General features: G+C 68.4%; 19 protein-coding genes and 2 tRNA genes. 8 read left to right on the plus strand and 13 right to left on the minus strand.

Annotation, left to right across the window (positions count from 1 at the left end; all coding sequences use genetic code 11):
• Positions 1–151 precede the first annotated feature (151 nt).
• The 3 genes from DVH23_RS10680 (at position 152) to DVH23_RS10690 (ending at position 1,979) form a co-directional block, all read left to right on the plus strand.
• On the plus strand, positions 152–1,336 hold the full coding sequence (locus DVH23_RS10680; RefSeq protein ID WP_114577414.1) for a ComEC/Rec2 family competence protein: 1,185 nt from the start codon (positions 152–154) through the stop codon (positions 1,334–1,336).
• Positions 1,279–1,581: a DUF3006 family protein gene (locus DVH23_RS10685; RefSeq protein WP_114577415.1), complete on the plus strand. Its 303-nt coding sequence runs from the start codon at positions 1,279–1,281 to the stop codon at positions 1,579–1,581. The genes DVH23_RS10680 and DVH23_RS10685 overlap by 58 nt, the downstream gene beginning before the upstream one ends.
• A gap of 128 nt (positions 1,582–1,709) precedes the next feature.
• On the plus strand, positions 1,710–1,979 hold the full coding sequence (locus DVH23_RS10690) for a HalOD1 output domain-containing protein (RefSeq protein WP_114577416.1): 270 nt from the start codon (positions 1,710–1,712) through the stop codon (positions 1,977–1,979).
• Between the two features lie 102 nt (positions 1,980–2,081).
• Here the strand turns inward: DVH23_RS10690 and DVH23_RS10695 are convergent.
• From DVH23_RS10695 to DVH23_RS10730, 8 genes are all read right to left on the minus strand, one after another.
• Positions 2,082–2,153, minus strand: a tRNA-Ala gene (locus DVH23_RS10695).
• Positions 2,154–2,201: 48 nt separating this feature from the next.
• Positions 2,202–2,843 carry a rhomboid family intramembrane serine protease gene (locus tag DVH23_RS10700; RefSeq protein WP_114577417.1) on the minus strand — a complete coding sequence of 214 codons (642 nt, stop codon included), beginning with the start codon at positions 2,841–2,843 and terminating at the stop codon, positions 2,202–2,204.
• A 241-nt stretch (positions 2,844–3,084) separates the two neighbouring features.
• Positions 3,085–3,393, minus strand: a complete 309-nt coding sequence (gene rpsJ, locus DVH23_RS10705) for a 30S ribosomal protein S10 (RefSeq protein WP_114577418.1) — start codon at positions 3,391–3,393, stop codon at positions 3,085–3,087.
• Positions 3,394–4,662, minus strand: coding sequence for a translation elongation factor EF-1 subunit alpha (gene tuf / locus DVH23_RS10710; protein WP_114577419.1), 1,269 nt, complete (start codon positions 4,660–4,662; stop codon positions 3,394–3,396).
• A 144-nt stretch (positions 4,663–4,806) separates the two neighbouring features.
• Complete coding sequence (locus DVH23_RS10715) at positions 4,807–5,748, minus strand: homoserine dehydrogenase (protein WP_114577420.1); 942 nt, start codon at positions 5,746–5,748, stop codon at positions 4,807–4,809.
• Positions 5,748–6,311 carry an amino acid-binding protein gene (locus DVH23_RS10720; RefSeq protein WP_114577421.1) on the minus strand — a complete coding sequence of 188 codons (564 nt, stop codon included), beginning with the start codon at positions 6,309–6,311 and terminating at the stop codon, positions 5,748–5,750. The genes DVH23_RS10715 and DVH23_RS10720 overlap by 1 nt, the downstream gene beginning before the upstream one ends.
• A 420-nt stretch (positions 6,312–6,731) precedes the next feature.
• Positions 6,732–6,804 (minus strand) — tRNA-His (locus DVH23_RS10725).
• Between the two features lie 61 nt (positions 6,805–6,865).
• Entirely contained in the window at positions 6,866–7,459 is a 594-nt protein-coding gene (locus tag DVH23_RS10730; RefSeq protein ID WP_114577422.1) for a metal-dependent hydrolase, read from the minus strand.
• A 175-nt stretch (positions 7,460–7,634) separates the two neighbouring features.
• Here DVH23_RS10730 and DVH23_RS10735 point away from each other — a divergent pair, with 175 nt between their 5' ends.
• The gene (locus DVH23_RS10735; RefSeq protein ID WP_114577423.1) at positions 7,635–7,913 is read left to right on the plus strand and encodes a hypothetical protein; all 279 of its coding nucleotides are present in this window, start codon (positions 7,635–7,637) and stop codon (positions 7,911–7,913) included.
• Here the strand turns inward: DVH23_RS10735 and DVH23_RS10740 are convergent, their stop codons facing one another.
• Positions 7,914–9,119, minus strand: a complete 1,206-nt coding sequence (locus DVH23_RS10740) for a potassium channel family protein (protein WP_114577424.1) — start codon at positions 9,117–9,119, stop codon at positions 7,914–7,916.
• A 202-nt stretch (positions 9,120–9,321) separates the two neighbouring features.
• On the opposite strand from DVH23_RS10740, the gene citZ reads away from it, so the two are divergent.
• The gene (citZ, locus tag DVH23_RS10745; RefSeq protein ID WP_114577425.1) at positions 9,322–10,458 is read left to right on the plus strand and encodes a citrate synthase; all 1,137 of its coding nucleotides are present in this window, start codon (positions 9,322–9,324) and stop codon (positions 10,456–10,458) included.
• A gap of 6 nt (positions 10,459–10,464) precedes the next feature.
• Here citZ and DVH23_RS10750 read toward each other — a convergent pair whose 3' ends face one another.
• On the minus strand, positions 10,465–11,847 hold the full coding sequence (locus DVH23_RS10750; protein ID WP_232833745.1) for an MATE family efflux transporter: 1,383 nt from the start codon (positions 11,845–11,847) through the stop codon (positions 10,465–10,467).
• 71 nt (positions 11,848–11,918) lie between these two features.
• Between DVH23_RS10750 and DVH23_RS10755 the strand changes: the two genes are divergently transcribed.
• Entirely contained in the window at positions 11,919–12,344 is a 426-nt protein-coding gene (locus DVH23_RS10755; protein WP_114577426.1) for a gamma-glutamylcyclotransferase, read from the plus strand.
• A gap of 148 nt (positions 12,345–12,492) precedes the next feature.
• On the plus strand, positions 12,493–13,704 hold the full coding sequence (gene ilvA / locus DVH23_RS10760) for a threonine ammonia-lyase (RefSeq protein WP_114577427.1): 1,212 nt from the start codon (positions 12,493–12,495) through the stop codon (positions 13,702–13,704).
• Between the two features lie 3 nt (positions 13,705–13,707).
• Here the strand turns inward: ilvA and DVH23_RS10765 are convergent, their stop codons facing one another.
• Positions 13,708–14,547, minus strand: a complete 840-nt coding sequence (locus DVH23_RS10765) for a hypothetical protein (protein ID WP_114577428.1) — start codon at positions 14,545–14,547, stop codon at positions 13,708–13,710.
• A 99-nt stretch (positions 14,548–14,646) separates the two neighbouring features.
• Here DVH23_RS10765 and DVH23_RS10770 point away from each other — a divergent pair, with 99 nt between their 5' ends.
• The gene (locus DVH23_RS10770; RefSeq protein WP_114577429.1) at positions 14,647–14,889 is read left to right on the plus strand and encodes a hypothetical protein; all 243 of its coding nucleotides are present in this window, start codon (positions 14,647–14,649) and stop codon (positions 14,887–14,889) included.
• A 14-nt stretch (positions 14,890–14,903) separates the two neighbouring features.
• On the opposite strand, the gene DVH23_RS10775 is transcribed toward DVH23_RS10770, so the two are convergent.
• On the minus strand, positions 14,904–15,572 hold the full coding sequence (locus DVH23_RS10775) for a DUF6498-containing protein (RefSeq protein ID WP_114577430.1): 669 nt from the start codon (positions 15,570–15,572) through the stop codon (positions 14,904–14,906).
• 132 nt (positions 15,573–15,704) lie between these two features.
• Positions 15,705–17,609, minus strand: a complete 1,905-nt coding sequence (locus tag DVH23_RS10780; RefSeq protein ID WP_114577431.1) for a beta-CASP ribonuclease aCPSF1 — start codon at positions 17,607–17,609, stop codon at positions 15,705–15,707.
• Positions 17,610–17,726: the final 117 nt, after the last annotated feature.

A 17,726-nucleotide genomic window follows, 5' to 3' on the forward strand; every position in this document is an offset into this window, starting at 1 on the left:
CGAGTTCTCCCCTTCCCCACTCCCGCCCGGCTGCGACGGTTCGTCCCGTTGGTCCCGAGAGGCCGACCCAACAGCTATCAGCACGGCCGGCGTTTCCGCCCACAGTGACGGGTCCGACGATCGGAACACACCCAACGGGACGGGAAGGGCGGTGAGCCGGATTCGAGCGGCCGGAGGATGGCTCGTCGCCGTCGTCCTCGTTGTCGTCCTTGTCGCCGTGCTCGTCGTCGGAATCGGGATCGCACCCGGAATCGGTCCAGACGCCGGTTCGGGAAGCGGCGCTCCCGAGGCCGACGATACGGACGACACGACGCCGACGGAATCGGGGGCCGACGCCGACGACGGATCGGATCTCGGGAGAGAGGAGACGCCGACCGACGTCCCCGGGGGCGAGCTTCGGATTCGCTACCTCGACGTCGGCCAGGCCGACGCGACCGTCGTCGAGTTCCCCAACGGCGAGGCGATGCTCGTCGATTCGGGCGACTGGCGCGACGACGGGAAGCGGGTCCTCACGGCCCTGCGCGAGCAGGACGTAGAGCGGATCGACCACCTCGTCTCCACGCACGCCCATGCCGACCACATCGGCGGCCACGAGGCGGTGATCGACGCCTACGAGACGGAGTACGACGGGATCGGCGCGGTCTACGACTCTGGAGTCGTCCACACCTCCCGGACGTACGAACGGTACCTGGACGCCGTCGAGCGCCACGACGTCACGCTGTACGAGGTGCGGGAGGGCGATGCGATCGACGTCGGAGCGGCGTCGGTCGAGTTCCACAACCCGCCCGCGGACACCGCCGGCGAGGACCTCGACGGAAACGGCGTCGCGCTCACCGTCGAGTACGGCGACCGAACCGCCCTCTTCACCGGCGACGCCGAGGCGGCGACCGAAGCCCGGATGGTCGAGGCCCGCGGCGACGCCCTCGCGTCCGACGTCTACCAGGTCGGCCACCACGGCTCCGCGACCTCCTCGAGCGATCCCCTCCTCGCCACCGTCGACCCGAAGGTCGCCGTGATCTCGAGCGCCCGCGATTCTCAGTACGGCCATCCACACGAGGAGGTCCTCGCTTCCTTCGCCGACCGCGGGATCGAGACCTACTGGACCGCGGTCCACGGCGACGTCGTCGTCACGACCGACGGCCGAGAGCTCTCGGTCGCGCCCGCCGAGGAGTTCTCGACCGATCCCGAGGACCTTCGGGAGGAACGACCCGACGCCGACGAGCGCCGCGAACTCGCCGATCCCACGATTGATGCCCGTGCCGTGCCTACACCTCCCCCATGGACGGGAGCTACACCGGCGTGGTCGACCGGATCGTCGACGGCGAGACAGCCGTGATCCTCATGGAGGCGGGGCCGGGGTGTGACGCGTCAAGCGAGGACGGGCCCCGAGCGATCGACCAGCTCGACGTCGCCGCCGACCGGCTCCCCCGCGAGGGTCGCTACGAGGGGGCCGTCCTCTCGGTCACGGTCGCCGACGGCGAGTTCGTGGGAGCCGACCACCGCGAGGGCGAGAGCGAGGAGCGCCGCGAGGCCGTAGACGAGCGGTTCGACCGGCTCTCCGAGCGTCTCCCCGATCGCTGACCGGTGGTTGACGAACGAACAGAACGATTAATAATCCGGTTCCGAATCCGGCAATGATCGACGAAATACGGCGATTACGTCCGGTTTTGGCGACAGATTTTTACCGAGGACCGTGATAGGACGTATCCATGGACACGGGAGAGGTCGTACGCCGGAGGATCGGCGGGGCCGAGACGCCGACGACGGCGGTGGTCACCGCGATCGCCGACGTACGTGGCGTCGAGACCGCCGACGTGACACCCCTTCACGACAGCGTCGATCCCGACGCGCTGAACGGCCTGTTCGAACCGACCTCCCGGCGCTCTCGGGCGGGCACCGTCACCTTCGACCACGACGGCCACCGCATCGAACTCTCGTTCGACGACCGGATGACCGTCGAAGTCGCAGCGCTCGAGTAATCGGGCGCTAGAAGCCACGAACGCATGTGGACTCGCTGGGAGTGAGTGAACGCGAAGCGTTTGCGAGGTACAGCGAGTCCGCGAACGAGAGAATCGAGTGAGTGGACTCGCTGGGATTTGAACCCAGGGCCTCTTCCTTGCGAAGGAAGCGATCTACCGCTGATCTACGAGCCCGCACCCGGTCGTAACCCGTGTCGCTATTTGTAGCTTGTGCTTCGATCCTTACTGGGGTTGTAACACGCCCGCACGGCCCGCGAGGAGCCCCAACAAGAAGCCGACGAAGTGAGCGACCAGCGCGACCTGGGGGGCCGCGGTCGCGACCGTCACCGCGGCGGCGAGCACCAGAAAGACCAGTACGGTCACCCACCGGGGGACCGATACCCAGGCGGCGATCCCCGAGGAGAGCCGATTGCCGGCGACGAGATAGCCGAGCAGGGCGAAGACCGCACCGCTGGCCCCCAGAACGCCCGCGTGGGCGCCGAACAGTCCCATCACCCAGATCTGGGCGAGACCAGCGACCGCGCCGGTCGCCACGAAGAAGGCGTGAAACCGAACCCGCGTCGTCGCCCGTGCGACCGGCCAGCCGAAGACGACCAGTGCGAGGCTGTTCGAGAGGAGGTGTCCGAGCCCGCCGTGGGCGTAGACGCTCGTGACGACCGTCCAGGGGTCGTTCGTGACCGGCGCCGAGAGGACGAACAGACCGGTCATCGCCCCGGCCGCGCCAGCGACGAGCTGCGCGAGGGCGACGACGGCGAACAGCCCGAGCGTCTCGAGGAGCGGACCGGCGCCTCCCACGGTTTCCGATCCCGCCGTCGCCGATCCCGACTGGGACTCCCGATCGTGTCCCGGGAGGAACTCCGACATACCGGTCCGTACGCGGGGGAGCTACAAAAGCGCACAGACCGTTCTGCTCTACGTGTGTACCGGTGGCGGGACCGCGACCGTCTAAAAGAGGTTCGCAGTCCGTATCAGCCGTTTCGGCCGTTTCGAGGACACGAGAACGGCGTCGTCGGCCGGTGCCGGCATACGGCCGGAGACGAGTCGATGCACCGTCGGTCGCAATACGGCACTGCGGCCGAACGGTCAATCGTCGTCTCCGACCGTCTCAGTCCTCGAGGACGATCTCGATCGAGACGTCGTTTGGCACCTGGATGCGCATGAGCTGGCGGAGCGCGCGCTCGTCGGCGTCCAGATCGATCAGGCGCTTGTGGACGCGCATCTCCCAGTGCTCCCAGGTCGCGGTGCCCTCGCCGTCCGGGGACTTCCGGGTCGGGATCTCGAGGGTCTTCGTGGGGAGCGGGATCGGACCGCTCAGGTTGACGCCGGTGTTGTTTGCGATCTCGCGGACGTCGTCACAGATGTTGTCTAAGTCCTGTGGGCTGGTGCCCGCGAGTCGAACGCGTGCCTGTTGCATCTATTTCTCGTTGACCGAGAGCACTTTGCCAGCGGCGATGGTCTGACCCATGTCGCGGATGGCGAAGCTCCCGAGTTCGGGGATTTCACTGGAGGGCTCGATGCTGAGGGGCTTCTGGGGTCGGATGGTGACGACCGCGGCGTCGCCCGACTGGATGAAGTCGGGGTTCTCCTCTGCGACCTCGCCCGAGGAGGGATCCATCTTCTTGTCGATGGACTCGATCGTACAGGCGACCTGGGCCGTGTGGGCGTGGAAGACGGGGGTGTAGCCCGCGGTGATCACGCTGGGGTGTTGCATGACGACGACCTGGGCCTGGAACGTCTCGGCGACGCTCGGCGGGTCGTCGGCGGGGCCACAGACGTCACCGCGGCGGATGTCGTCCTTGCCGATGCCCCGAACGTTGAACCCGACGTTGTCGCCGGGGCCCGCGGAGGGGACTTCCTCGTGGTGCATCTCGATCGTCTTCACTTCGCCGCCCACGTCGCTGGGCTGGAAGGAGACGTTGTCGCCGACGTTCATCGTCCCGGTCTCGAGTCGTCCCACGGGGACGGTCCCGATGCCGGAGATGGTGTAGACGTCCTGGATCGGGAGCCGAAGCGGCGCGTCCGTCGGCGGCTCCTTCTCGGGCAGGTCGTTGAGCGTCTCCAGCAGGGTCCGGCCGTCGTACCACGGCGTGTTCTCGGAGGACTCGGCGATGTTGTCGCCCTCGAACGCCGAGATCGGGATGAACGAGTTGTCGTCGACCTGGAAGTTGACCTGGTCGAGCAACTGGTTGACCTCGGCGACGACGTCGTCGTAGTCGCCCTGGTCGTAGTCGACGAGGTCCATCTTGTTGATCCCGACGATGAGCTTCTCGATGCCCAGCGTCCGCGAGAGGAAGACGTGTTCCTGGGTCTGGGGCGCGACGCCGTCGTCGGCGGCGACGACGAGGACGGCGTGGTCGGCTTGGGAGGCCCCGGTGATCATGTTCTTGACGAAGTCGCGGTGGCCAGGCGTATCGACGATGGTGAAGTAGTACTCGTCGGTATCGAACTCCTGGTGGGCGATGTCGATGGTGACCCCGCGCTCGCGCTCCTCGGCGAGGTTGTCCATCACGTAGGCGAACTCGAAGCCGCCCTTACCCTTCTCTTCGGCTTCCTCGCGGTGCTGTTCGATGACGTGCTCGGGAACGCTCCCCGTCTCGTAGAGGAGTCGCCCGACGAGCGTGCTCTTTCCGTGGTCGACGTGGCCGATGATGGCCAGGTTCTGGTGTGGTTTGTCCTCGCTCATTGTTGTAGCTCACGCGCGAAGGCGCTTATATCGGTCCCCTTTGCTCGTTGCGGTTAAAACCATTTCGAAACCCCCTCACGCCGATCGCCACGCAGTCCTGCGGTTTGTCCCACGATCACACGCGAGCCAGTGGCGGGGCGACCGTCAGTCGAGCCGGCCGACGTCCGCGAGCACCGCGGTCGCCGTCTCGGGGCCCCCTGCGCCACGGCCGCTGTTGTGGAGACTGCCCGCCTCGCGGGTCTCGATCTGGACGATGTTCCGGGTCCCGGTCACCGCGAGCGCGCCGTTTTCGGGCACGAGTCTGGGACCGACCCGGACGCCCTCGCGGGTCGCCTCGCCGATGAGCCGAATCGTCCGCCCGTCCTCGCTTGCGAGCTCGAGGGCACTGCCCGGCACGTCCTGAATCCCATCGACGGTCGCGTCCGCAAGGGAGAAACCGCCCCCGCCCAGGACGTTCGCCAGGATGACGAACTTGAGGGCGGCGTCGGTGCCGTCGACGTCGAAGGTGGGGTCGGCCTCCGCCACCCCGAGGTCCTGGGCCTCCGCGAGGACGTGGTCGTAGTCCAGTCCCTCCGCGGCCATCCGCGTGAGGATGAAGTTCGCGGTCCCGTTCAGGACGCCCCGAACTGCGGTGACCGACTCGGGGGTGCAGTCCTCGATCGTTGAGAGCACGGGGATGGCGCCGCCGACGGTCGCCTCGAACCGGACCGAGCCCGCGCTCGCGGCCTCCAGCTCCCGGAGTTCGTCGTAGCGTTCGGCGACGGGACCCTTGTTCGCGAGGACGACGTGGCGGTCGTCGGCGAGTGCGCGCTCGACGTGGGAGAAGCCGGGTTCCGCGTCCCCGAGGGTCGTCGGCGTCGCCTCCACGAGGGCGTCGTAGGGAGCGTCGAAGACCGCCTCCGGCTCGTGGGAGCCGAGCGGATCGCCCGCTTCCTTCCGGCCGAGCGCGGCGTCGGCCTCGATTCCCTCCTCGGCGACCGCCGCGTGCGTCGAGTCCGCGAGCGCGACGACCCGGTGGCCGTAGTCGTCCGCGAGGTCGGCGACCGATCGTCCGACCGCGCCGGCACCGAGGATCGCGAGGTCCATCACTCACCACCCCCCAGGAGCGGCTCGACGACCGAGAGGTCCTTTCCCTCGGCGACCTCCCGGACCGTCTCGAGGGCCGACTCCGCGCGGCCGGCGTCTACGGCCAGTCGGACCCGCGCGCTCGAGACCGCGTCCATCCCCTCGGGGGCCGCAAGCGAGAGGTCGACGACCGAGAGGCCGTCAGTCCCCTGGAGCGCCGACAGCGTATCCGAGAGGTCGGTCTCGACGAGGTGACCCACGAGGATCACGTTGACCTCCTCGCCGTAGCGGTCCGCGCCGGCCTGGATGACGTTGATCCCCGCCTCCCGGAGCGCCCCGACGATCTCCTCGAAGCGCTCGGGGGGGCATTCGAGGTCTACCTCGACCGGGATGTGCCCACGCGGGGTAATGTTCCCCCGCTCGTGGTGGATCGAGAGGAGGTTCCCGCCGTGGTCTGCGATCGGCTCCAGCGTCCGGAGCAGTTCGCCGGGTTCGTCGACGAGCTCGAGGCGAACGGTGTACGCCCGGACGCCGCCGTCGGGTTCGGCGTCTCCCGGCTCCTCGTCGGGGACGGAGTCAGCCATCGACCCCACCTCCACGGCACTCGGCCTCGCCGTACGCCGATTCCGACGGGCCCGTTCCAGGCCCCGCTCGAGAGGCCCGGAACGGGCGGCCTCGAGGAACGCTGGCGGAGATACTCATTGAACTATCTCGGACGCCGGGCCACCGAAAAGACATCGGTTCGCGTGCGTATTCCTGGCGAGGTTCGAAATCGGGGTGCGAGAATCGAACCGAAGCCAGACGGTCGGTCTCACTGCGTTCGGCCGTTGCGGCTGGCAGGGTTCGATCTCGGTCGGACGTTCGGCTCCTCACGTTCGTTCGTCGCCAGAAAGTCCGGGTGCGAGAATCGAACCACGGTCGTTTCGCTCGCACTGCTCGCTTCACTCCCTGATTGGATTCTCTCCCGTGGACTCGTCACTGCTCACGTTCGTTCGCAGGACGAGGTCCGGGTGCGAGAATCGAACCCGCGTCTCAGCCTCCACAAGGCTGAAGGATGGTCCACTACCCTAACCCGGACACGCACTCCGACGTAGCAGGGTAACGCTAAAATACATTACGACTCGCTCTCGGTCGGCGGTCACCGACCCGCATGCGAGCGGGCGAGGAGCCGCCTGCCGCCGACGAGGATCTCCCGTAGGACCGGTGCGCCGTCGGCGAGCCACACCAGAAAGGCACCGGCGGCGATCGCGAGCTGGAGCCGGACGTACCCCGAGGCCCCTCCGGCCAGCAGCCGGTGGCCGTAGGCGACGAGCAGCTCAGTCGTGTGGCCCACCAGCCCGTACTGGCCCTCCGGGGGGGTCCTCCGGACGGGCCAGAGCGCGAGCTCCCAGCGCGTCGGGCTCCCGGTCGCGTAGTGATAGAACACGTCCGCCGGGAGATGCGAGAGGTAGCCGATCCCGACGGCGATCCCCGCCCGTGGTCGCCCCGCCGCCCGCGCGAGCGCGCCGGCGACGAGCGCGAACGGTACCGCGAAAAAGAGGGAGTGGCCAATGGAATAGCCGCTCTCGAGGACGCCGAACTGCCAGGTCAGGGGTTTGTCGATCAGGTCCGGACCGACCGACGCGAGGACGACCGCGAACGCCGCGAGCCCGTCGGGCGACTCCCGGTAGTAGAGCCGGCAGAAAAACGAGTACGCGAGGTAGCCGACGATGGCGTGTTCCCACGGCCACATACCCTTCCCTCGGGGACGAACGGGGATTAGTTATCCGTTCCCTGCCGGCCCGTGTGATCCGGCCCCACGAGCGAGTACGGAGCCGTTATCCGGACGCCAGCGTGGGGCCGAGCGGGCAAGGAGACGCGGGGGAGAAGCCGACGCGATTTTGTACGCGCGGGCGCTACACACGTACGTGTCCGAGAACCCCGAGAACCGCCCGGATCGCCCCTCACTGGCCCGCGCGCTCGTGACCGTCGGCGCCAAGCGGAACGCGGCGATCGGCCTGCTCGCCGGGAGCCTCTTCGCCGCGGCGCTTTTTGCCGTCTTCGTCCTCCCCGGCGAGACCCAGGAGTCGTGGCTCCTCTATCTCGGACTCGCCGGCGTCGTCGCCGTCACCACGGGTATGTTGATCGCCGTCGTGCTCACCGTCCGTTCTGCCCTCCGGGTGTCCCGGGAGATCGAAGCGGGCTGATCAGACGAGTTCCTCGAGGCGGTCTGCGCCCGTACGGGTCCCCTTCGCGAGGATCACGTCCCCGGCCGCGAGTCGGGTGTCCGGGCCGGGCTGGGTCTCCCACTCGTCGTCCTCCGTGCTCGGCGAGCCCCGCGGGCGCCGGACCGCGATGATCCGCATGCCCGTGTCCGTCCGGACAGTCTGCTCGCCGATGGTCGTCCCGTCGAGACGCGACCCCTCCCCGACCGTCGAGCGAACGAGCACCTCGTCGCTCTCCAGGACCGCCTCGGCGACGACCGGGTGGGTGCCGATCCCCCGGAGGACGCCCTCGCTGATCTCCAGGGCCGCGTCGCTGATCACCTCGGTGCTGCCCGCCAGGTGGACCAGCCCCCGGAGGACGACCGGATCCGCGACGTCCGCCGCGGCCCGCAGCGTCCAGGCCTCGAAGCGCGATTCCAGCTGATCGACCTCGGCCTCGAGGGCGGCGACCTCCTCGGCGAGCTCCGTGCTATCGTAGAGGACGGCGCCGTAGGCGAGGTCGACCGCGAGTTCGCTCATGTTCTTCATCAGAACGATCGCGTCGACCGCACGCTCTAAGTCGTCGATCGCGGGTTCGACCGGGTCGGGAACCGCGTAGGGCTCGCCCGTGATCGACTCGTAGACGGGCGGGAGGTTCTCCTCGGCCCCTCTGAGGAGCGCGACGTCGCCGGCCTCCAGACTCGTCTCGTGGGTCGGATCGAGCAGCCACTCGCCCCCGCGCCGGATCGCGATCACGCGGACGCCAGTCTCGGTTTCGAAGGTGATCTCGCCCAGCGTGCGCCCGGCAAACCGGGAGTCCTCCCCGACGGTCGCCCGGACGATCGACTCGACGGCCTCGGGCAGCGAGGCCCGCATCGCGTCGGGGAGACCGATCTCCTCTAACACCACCTTCGCGATGTCGCCGGCGGCGTCCGAGATCTTCTCTGCGGCGCCGACGACGCCCAGCACGGGCGCGAGCTGTTCTGCGTCGTCGGTCGTCCGGGCGGCCATCAGCAGGCTCATCCGGGCTTGCATCTGGAGGAGGTCCATCCGCTCTTCCAAGGCGAGGACCTCCTCTGCGACCCCTTCGCTACCGAACAGCACCGCCGAGTACGAGAGGTCGATCAACAGCTCGGCGGTGTCTTTCATCTCCGCGAGCACCTCCTTGACGCTCGCGGGCCGGTACTCCACGTCCGGAGACGGGCTCATACGCCGGGCTTGCGCGGCCGACGAGAAAAGCGTTGTCGCCTCCCGAACCCAAGCCGACCGGAGACCCAACGTTCGTCCGGAACTCCCGGACGGACCGACACCCTCTCCGATCATACCGGGGCGAAAGCGGACGTTCGTCGCCGATCGGCCGCCTCAGCGACCGAACGGCAATACTTTTCCACCCCGGAGGCAACACTGGCGTATGGCCGACGAGATACGGAAAGGGCTCGAGGGGGTACTGGTCGCCGAATCGGGACTCAGTTCTATCGACGGCGACGCGGGCCGGCTCGTCTATCGCGGCTATACGATCGACGATCTCGCGGCGGGGGCGAGCTACGAGGAGGTCCTCTACTTGCTCTGGCACGGCGAGCTTCCCGACGAGGCCGACCTCGCCTCGTTCCGGGAGGCGATGGCGGGTGCTCGCGAGGTCGACGACGCGGTTCTCGACACCGTCAGGGCGCTGGCCGACGCCGACGAGGAGCCGATGGCGGCGCTTCGGACCGCGGTCTCCCAGCTCTCCTCGACGGACCCCGACGCCGAACACGATCCGGCAGACCGGGAGGCGAACCTCCGGAAGGGCCGGCGGATCACCGCGAAGATCCCGACGATCCTCGCGGCGTTCGAACGCGCCCGCCGGGGCGAGGAGCCGATCGAACCCCGCGAGGACCTCGCACACGCCGCGAACTTCCTCTACATGCTAAACGGCGAGGTGCCCGACGACGTGCTGGCCGACGTCTTTGATCAGGCGCTCGTCCTCCACGCCGACCACGGGCTGAACGCCTCGACGTTCTCGGCGATGGTGACCGCGAGCACGCTCGCGGACCTCCACTCGGCGGTGACGAGCGCGATCGGCACTCTGGGGGGTAGTCTCCACGGCGGCGCGAACCAGGACGTCATGGAGGTCCTCAAGGAGGTCGACGCCGCCGAGGCCGACCCGGTCGACTGGGTCACGGAGGCCCTAGAGGAGGGGCGGCGGATCCCCGGCTTCGGCCACCGCGTCTACAACGTCAAGGACCCGCGGGCGGTCATCCTGGGCGAACAGAGCGAGTCCCTGGGCGAGGCCGCCGGCGACCGCAAGTGGTACGAGATGAGCGTCACCATCGAGGAGTACGTCAAAGACGAGAAGGGCCTGGCGCCCAACGTCGACTTCTACTCGGCCTCGACGTACTACCAGATGGGGATCCCGATCGACCTCTACACCCCCATCTTCGCGATGAGCCGGTCGGGGGGGTGGATCGCCCACGTCCTCGAACAGTACGAGGACAATCGCCTGATCCGTCCCCGGTCGCGCTACGTCGGTCCCGACGAACGGGAGTTCGTTCCCGTCGAGGACCGGTAATCCTCGTCAGTCGGTCGCCGTCCCCCGCTCGTCCATCATCCGTGCCGCCTTCTCCGCCCAGCCCCCGTAGCGAAATCCCGCGGCGACGACCGCGAGCGCCCAGACGAAGTTGAGTACGATGCCGACGGCGATCCCGGTCACGCCCCACTCGAGGGAGGTGACGGCGGCGTAGGAGAAGCCGACGTAGAAGATCACGAGCCCGCTGATCCGGGCGACCATCGGCGTGATCGTGTCGCCGGCGCCCTGCAAGGCCCCCGCGAGGACGATGTAGGTGACGAGGAAGGGCGCGCCGATCCCGTAGGCCCGTGCGAAGGTGGCGGCGTACTCGATCGTCTCGGCGTCGTCGGTGAAGACGTCGACGAACCGGTAGGCAAAGCCGGCGAGGACGACGCCGATCAGTCCCACGGTCACGAGCCCGAGGCCGGCGATCGCCCACCCCGAAAAGCGGGCCTCCTCGGGGTTGCCTTCGCCCAACTGCTGGCCGATGACGACGCTCGCGGCGACGTTGTATCCCCGCGAGAGCGGGCCGGTGATCTGCTGGTAGAGCCGGCGGCCGACCTGGTAGGCCGCGTTGACCTCGGTGCCAAGGAGGAGGAGAATCGAGTTGAACGGGAAGTCGAGAGCCGTAGCCATCCCCCCTTCGGCGATCCGGGGGGCGCTCACGACGAGGAGCTGTTTGGTGATTACCGGATCCGTGGGCCGGACGAGCGAGCCCTGGCGCCAGGGGCCGGCGATGACGACGACGAGGACGACCGCGGTGAAGACGTTCGCGACCGCGGTCGCGATCCCGACGCCGACGATCTCCAGTTCGGGGAACCCGAAGTATCCCAGACCGAGGACGACCGAGCCGGCGACGTTGAGCAGGTTCGAGACGACGTTGACGTACATCGGCGAGCGGGTGTCGCCGGTCCCCTGGAGCGAGCGGGCGGCGATCAGCCCGACGTGGCGCGCGGGCGCCGTCGCCATGACCGTCCCGAGGTAGAGCCCGCCCATCCGGGCGACCTCGCTCTCGGCACCCAGAATCGCGATCGCGGGCTCCCCGAGGAGAAAGCCGAAAGCGATGAAGGGGATCCCCGCGAGCGCGCCCAGGAGGAGCGACTGGGTGATCGCCTCGTCGCGGGTCGCGGTCGCACCCGTGCCCGTGTCCTGGCTCGAGAGCGCGATGGCACCCCCGCCGAGTCCGAGGCCGATCCGCAGGGGGAGACGGGCGTAGAGGTCTGCGAGACCGATCGCGGCGATCGCCGCGGGCGAGAAGAGGCCGGTGACGATGATGTCGACGGTCCGCATCAGCGTCCGGGTGGTCTGCTCGGCCATGATCGGCCAGGCCAGTCCGAGTACCTGCTTCCAGGTCGCTATGACGCGGGCCCGGACCGACCGGTCAGCCTCCATACGAACCGACACCCGCCGGGGGGTGTTGACGCTGACGGTAGACGAAAGTGACTGGCCGACGCAGTTCGGGTATGCTCGTCTTCGTCTACGGAACGCTCACCGACCCCGAGCGCGCCGAAGCGGTGCTCGGTCGCGCCTCGGGAGTCGGCGGTCCGACGCCGGGCGAGGGGATCGAGTACGAGTACTTGGGAGAGGCGACCGTCGAGGGCCTTCGGCGGATCGAGGGCGAGTATCCGACCCTGGTCCCCGGCGGGAGCGTCGAGGGGCGACTGCTCTGGACCACGCCTCAAGGAATCGAACGGCTCGACGCCTACGAGGGGGTCGATCGAGGGCTGTACGTTCGCGTTCCGATCCCCCGCGAGAGCGGAGGGCGGGTCCGGACCTACGTCGGCGACCCCGACCGTCTGGAAGTGAACGCCGACTGGCCGGGCGAGGGCCCCTTCCGCAATCGGGTGCTCGCGACCGTAGACGGCGGTGTCACCCTTCACGAGTCGTAGTTTCACTTTCACCGCGCGTGGCGCGGGTTTATCCCCGTAGCGTCCCTCGCTTCGAGCGCACGACCCTGTCACACGCCGTGCACTGTCCTGTACCCTGTCGCTGCCCTCGGGCAGCACACCTTTGGACCCGCCCCCGATACTCGATGGTATGCTCGAGCGTTCGGACGTGCTCGCGGCCGAGGATCGGGTCCGCGAGACCGCACGACACACGCCGCTGACGCACTCGTACACCTATTCGGCGATGACCGGCGCCGACGTCCGTCTGAAACTGGAGAACTTCCAGCGGACCGGCTCGTTCAAGATCCGCGGGGCGACCAACCGGCTGGCGACGCTTCCCGAGGGAGACCGGGAGGCCGGCGTCGTCACCGCGAGCGCGGGGAATCATGCCCAGGGCGTCGCGCTCGCGGCTTCCCGGATCGGGGTCGATTCGACGATCGTGATGCCCGAGAACGCGCCGATCTCGAAGGTCAAGGCGACGAGAAGCTACGGCGCGGAGGTCGTCCTCGCGGGGGTCGACTACGCCGAGGCCGCCGAACGCGCCCACGAGATCGAACGCGAGGAAGGGCGAACGTACGTCCACGCCTTCGACGACGAGGCGGTGATGGCCGGCCAGGGGACGATCGGCCTCGAGATCGTCGAGGACTGCCCCGAGGTCGAGACCGTCGTCGTCCCGATCGGCGGCGGCGGCCTGATCTCGGGGGTCGCGGCCGCGATCAAAACCGAAACGCCCGACGTCCGCGTGATCGGCGTCCAGGCCCAGGGTGCATCGAGCGTTGCCGACTCGCTGGAGAAGGGAGAGGTCGTCGCCCGCGACTCGGTGGACACGATGGCCGACGGGATCGCGACCCGGAGCGTCGGCGAGCGCACCTTCGCCCACATCCGCGAGTACGTCGATGAGGTCGTTTCCGTCCCCGACTCCGAGATCGCGATGGCCGTCGTCTACCTCCTCGAGCGCTCGAAGACCGTCGTCGAGGGCGCCGGCGCGGTCCCGCTTGCGGCGCTGCTGTTCGAGCACTTCGAGGTGAACGAGGGCGAGGTCGTCGTTCCCGTCATCTCGGGGGGAAACATCGACCTCAACACGCTGACGACGGTGATCATGCGCGGCCTGGTCGAGACCGGCCGCTACGTCAAGATCCGGACGGTCCTGGAGGACGAGCCCGGCGCCTTAGAGAAGTTGCTGGCGGTGCTCTCGGCCCACCGGGCGAACATCTACGGCATCCAGCACGACCGGACCTCCCGGGACATCGGGATGAGCGACACCGAAGTCGAGATCGACCTCGAGACCAGGGGACCCGACCACGTCGAGGAGCTGATCGCGGCGATCGAGGAGCGGGGGTACGCGGTCGAGGTGCTGGTGTAGCCCCTATCGGGTGATGCGGTACCGGATCGTCAGGAACTGGCGCCCGCAGAGCCACATCTCGTGGACAGCGACGAGATCGGAGTCCTCGGTGGACGGCCGAACATCCCCGCCGTCCGCCGAATCCAGCGGCAGCACCCGAAAGCGCTGGTCCATCGGAAGTCGAACCGCTCCGACCGGGGTCACGAGATAGAGGCCCCCGTCGCCGGGGCCGCGGGTCGTGAATCTAACCCCCTCCCCGTCGTGTTCGGGACGGAGCACGGTCGAGAGATTCGATCCCGGCAGCGGGACGGCGACGTTCGCGTAGGTGACGTCCTCGCTGGTATGGATCGCGTAGACGGCGACGAACACCGCCCGCCCGTCGGGGTCGGTCCGGGTCCAGACGCGGGACCCCCGTGGGTCCACTTCCCGGGGAACGGCCGCGAGCTCGCTCTCGAGGCTTCGGGTCCGGTCGTCGTTTCGCCCGGGCAGGTTCAGTTGCTCGAGGCGGCTCGTCACGAACGAAGAGAGCCAGGCCCCGAGGCGAAACCGCGGGTGCCACCGGGTCCGATACTCGAGGTCGTAGTCGCCGGTCTCCTCGTAGAACCGCCGAATCTCGGGATGAATCCGTTCGAAATCGAACCCCGGACGGTCGTAGATCGAGAAGCGTTCGACCTCCCCGGCGACCGGTTCGCCCGTGATTCCCCGACGGGCGGCCCAGTCGGCGCCGATCCGGCCGCGGCCGTAGACCGGAGCGAAGGGGATTCCGGCGGCCCGACGGATCCCGGCACGGAGGCCGGCGAGCGCGAGGGCCGGAAGGAGAACCGCGAGCCAGCGACCGACTGCGCGAGCGGCGGGGAGGGCCATCGGGCAACTGTCGGGAGCGGAGCGGCTTGGCTCCGGCGGTCCCGACCGCCCCGGCGGGCGATCGCCGGCTTTAGAGCCGTCCGGGGCCACGACCGAAACGTGATTCCGAGCATCGAGGATCCCGGCGGCAGACGGCTCGCCTCCGCGGCGCTGTGGGGCGCCGTCGGGGTCATGAGCGTCCTGGTCGCCGTCCAGGGGTACGCTCTGCTGGCCGAGCCCCTGCTCTCGATTCCCCGGGCGGCGGCGCTCGCGCTGGCGGTCGGAGTCGCCACCACGGCCGTCGTCTACGCGACCGAACGCCGGGTCGCGGCGTGGGCCGCCTGGCGGGCCGGCCGGAAGTAGCCGGACAGGAGCCATCAGGCCGTCGGCGCCTCCGGCGGGGTTCGCCGCTGTGCCCGGTCGTGTTCTCTCCAGTGACCACGGAGGTCCAGCACCGTCTTGACGAGGACCATCACGACGAGCGCGCCCGCGGGGGCGCCGATCCAGGCGACGGCGAACGCGCCGACGACGATCGTCAGGTGGAGCACGAACACCCGGCGGTAGGGCTCGACCATCAGCGTCACGGGCCCGTTTCGCTCGTACTCACTCTTCCCCACGTAGTTGATCCGGTAGGACGCGACGTGGTAGGCCGCGAGCGCGACGACAGAGCCCGCGACGGCCGACGGGGAGGCGGTCGGCATGGGGAACATCGTCGGGAAGACCAACACGAAGAGGCCGTGGACGACCCAGAACCCCCCGTAGTGGGTGGCGAAGAAGCCCGCGATCGCCCCGTTCGACCGGCCGACGAACGACGCGACCGGCGTGTCGTTGAGCGACAGCGACGGCAGGTCCTCGGGGTCGTCCTCGCCCTCGGCACGGCGGATCTTCGCGACCGACTCGACGCCGACGGCGCCGCTCTCGAGCCAGTAGATCACCAGCAACGAGTGGAGGTTCCAGCCGAGGAAGACGACGCCGACGAGCGGAACGGCGTTGGCGAGGACCAACGCTACGGCGACCGCCCGCGACTCCTCCCACCTCTGGCGCATGGATGACTCTCCGATTCCGTGAGAATAAAGCTATCTGCAGGATCGCGGGTCATAGGGTCGGAGACGAGTCAGTGCGCCGTCGGTCGCGACACGGTACCGCGACCGAACGGTAAATCGTTGTCTCCGACCCTATCAGGGAAACCTGAACGTCTCCAGGTTCCGGGGCTGGTGGGTCCGGACGTCGTACTTCTGGTAGAGCGCCGAGGAGAGCTGGTCGGTCGCCCGGTCGTCGCCGTGGACACAGAGGATCGTCTCCGGGCGGGGGTTCATTTCGCCGGCGAACTTCTCAAGGCCCTCGCGGTCGGCGTGGCCCGAGAAGCCGCTGACCGACTCGATCCGACAGTCGAGGGTGAGCCGATCGGGGCCCCGTCGGCCGCCAAGCGAGACCTCGACCCGGCCGCTCTGGATGCGCCGACCCAGCGTCCCCTCGGCCTGGTAACCGACGAACAGCAGGGTGTTTTCGGAGTCGGGTCCCAGGAGCTCGAGCCAAGACATGATCGGGCCGCCGGTGACCATCCCCGACGTCGAGAGGATGACGCAGGGCTCGCCGCCTGCGATCTCTTCGCGCATCTCGCCGCCGCCGTCGACCTGGGCGAACTGCTCGGCCAGAAACGGGTTCTCGTCCTCGTGGAGGATCCGCTCGCGGAGGCCGTCCCGCAAGTATTCGGGGTAGGCCGTGTGGATCGCGGTCGCCTCGCGGATCATCCCGTCGAGATAGACGGGCATCGTCGGGATCTTCCCCTCGGCCATTGCCTCCTCCAAGACGAGCATGAGTTCCTGGGAGCGCCCGACGGCGAACGCGGGGATGACGGTGATTCCGCCTTCCTCGTGGGTCTCGCGGATGATCTCGTGGACGTTCGCCTCGCTTTCCTCGCTGTCGGTCTGGTAGTCGTTTCGCCGGCCGTAGGTCGACTCCATCACCATCGCCTCCGCGCGCGGGAAGTCGTTGACCGCGCCGTTAAAGAGGCGGGTGGGCTCGTAGTGGACGTCGCCCGAGAAGACGACGTTGTAGAAGCCGTTGCCGATGTGGAAGTGGCTCACCGCCGAGCCGAGGATGTGGCCGGCGTTGTGCATCGTGAGCTTGATGTCCGGTGCGATGTCGGTGACGTCGCCGTAGGAGATCGGGATGGTTCGCTTGATCGCTTCCCGGACCTGGGTGCTCTCGTACGGTGGCGTTCGGCCCTCCTTCGAAGCGACCGAGAGGTAGTCGAGCGTGAGCAGCCCCATCAGGTCCCGCGTCGGCTCGGTGGTGTAGATCGGGCCGTCGTAGCCGTACTTGAACAGGAGCGGGATCAGCGCGGAGTGATCGAGGTGGGCGTGGGTGAGCACGACCGCATCGATGGAGGTGAGGGGTGCGGCCTCGGGCACGTGGAGATAGGGCACCTCGCCCTCGGCGCCAGGCTTGTCGCCACAGTCGATGAGGATCTTCGTGTTCGGCGTGTGCAAGAGAAAACTCGCCCGACCGACCTCTCGACAGCACCCCAGCGTGGTGATCCGGACCCAGTCCACCTCCTCTTCAGGCTCGCGGTGGATCTCCTCGCCGACGTCGGTGAGAAAGTCCCGGCGTTCGCCCCGCTCCTGAGTGAGAAAGCTCCGGACGTTCGCGACCGTCGAGGACTCCATCGGCGGCGTCCGGATCACCTCGGGGTTCCAGCCGACCTCGCGGGTGATCTCGCGCATCGTCCGGCCCCGGCGACCGATCACCAGCCCCGGCTTCTCGGCTTCGATCAGGACCTCGCCGACGGTGGGGTAGAACTCGAGGCTCTGGATCTCGGCGTCGTCGGGAACGATCTGGCGGATCTTCGCGTCGGCTTCGGACTGGCTCGACTGGGTGCCCGGCGCGGGCCGGATCGTCACCCGCTTCTGGAGACTCCGGGCGAGTTGGCCCAGGATGTTGCCGTCGTCGGCGAACTCGCGGGGGGTCTCGGTGTAGATGACCAGATCCGGCCCTTCGTACTGGACGTCGGTGACGTCGAGGTGGGAGGGGACTTCGGTTTCGACGCGTTCGTGGAGAGTGGATGACGTATCGTCGCTCATAGATGTGTGGCTTCGTGGGCAGTCCGGGCGGGCAACGGTCGCGACCGAACGGGGTCACTTCACGGACCGTCGCCCGCCGAGGAAAGGTCTGCCGACGGATCGATATCCGACCTTCGC

The organism is Saliphagus sp. LR7 (assembly GCF_003344565.1).
GTDB lineage: Archaea > Halobacteriota > Halobacteria > Halobacteriales > Natrialbaceae > Saliphagus > Saliphagus infecundisoli.

Coding starts and splice junctions, on each gene's coding strand:
- DVH23_RS10685 (WP_114577415.1), top strand. CDS start 1,279: ATGGACGGGAGCTACACCGGCGTGGTCGACCGGATCGTCGACGGCGAG.
- DVH23_RS10690 (WP_114577416.1), top strand. CDS start 1,710: ATGGACACGGGAGAGGTCGTACGCCGGAGGATCGGCGGGGCCGAGACG.
- DVH23_RS10700 (WP_114577417.1), bottom strand. CDS start 2,843: ATGTCGGAGTTCCTCCCGGGACACGATCGGGAGTCCCAGTCGGGATCG.
- rpsJ (WP_114577418.1), bottom strand. CDS start 3,393: ATGCAACAGGCACGCGTTCGACTCGCGGGCACCAGCCCACAGGACTTA.
- tuf (WP_114577419.1), bottom strand. CDS start 4,662: ATGAGCGAGGACAAACCACACCAGAACCTGGCCATCATCGGCCACGTC.
- DVH23_RS10715 (WP_114577420.1), bottom strand. CDS start 5,748: ATGGACCTCGCGATCCTCGGTGCCGGCGCGGTCGGACGATCGGTCGCC.
- DVH23_RS10720 (WP_114577421.1), bottom strand. CDS start 6,311: ATGGCTGACTCCGTCCCCGACGAGGAGCCGGGAGACGCCGAACCCGAC.
- DVH23_RS10730 (WP_114577422.1), bottom strand. CDS start 7,459: ATGTGGCCGTGGGAACACGCCATCGTCGGCTACCTCGCGTACTCGTTT.
- DVH23_RS10740 (WP_114577424.1), bottom strand. CDS start 9,119: ATGAGCCCGTCTCCGGACGTGGAGTACCGGCCCGCGAGCGTCAAGGAG.
- citZ (WP_114577425.1), top strand. CDS start 9,322: ATGGCCGACGAGATACGGAAAGGGCTCGAGGGGGTACTGGTCGCCGAA.
- DVH23_RS10750 (WP_232833745.1), bottom strand. CDS start 11,847: ATGGAGGCTGACCGGTCGGTCCGGGCCCGCGTCATAGCGACCTGGAAG.
- DVH23_RS10755 (WP_114577426.1), top strand. CDS start 11,919: ATGCTCGTCTTCGTCTACGGAACGCTCACCGACCCCGAGCGCGCCGAA.
- ilvA (WP_114577427.1), top strand. CDS start 12,493: ATGCTCGAGCGTTCGGACGTGCTCGCGGCCGAGGATCGGGTCCGCGAG.
- DVH23_RS10765 (WP_114577428.1), bottom strand. CDS start 14,547: ATGGCCCTCCCCGCCGCTCGCGCAGTCGGTCGCTGGCTCGCGGTTCTC.
- DVH23_RS10775 (WP_114577430.1), bottom strand. CDS start 15,572: ATGCGCCAGAGGTGGGAGGAGTCGCGGGCGGTCGCCGTAGCGTTGGTC.
- DVH23_RS10780 (WP_114577431.1), bottom strand. CDS start 17,609: ATGAGCGACGATACGTCATCCACTCTCCACGAACGCGTCGAAACCGAA.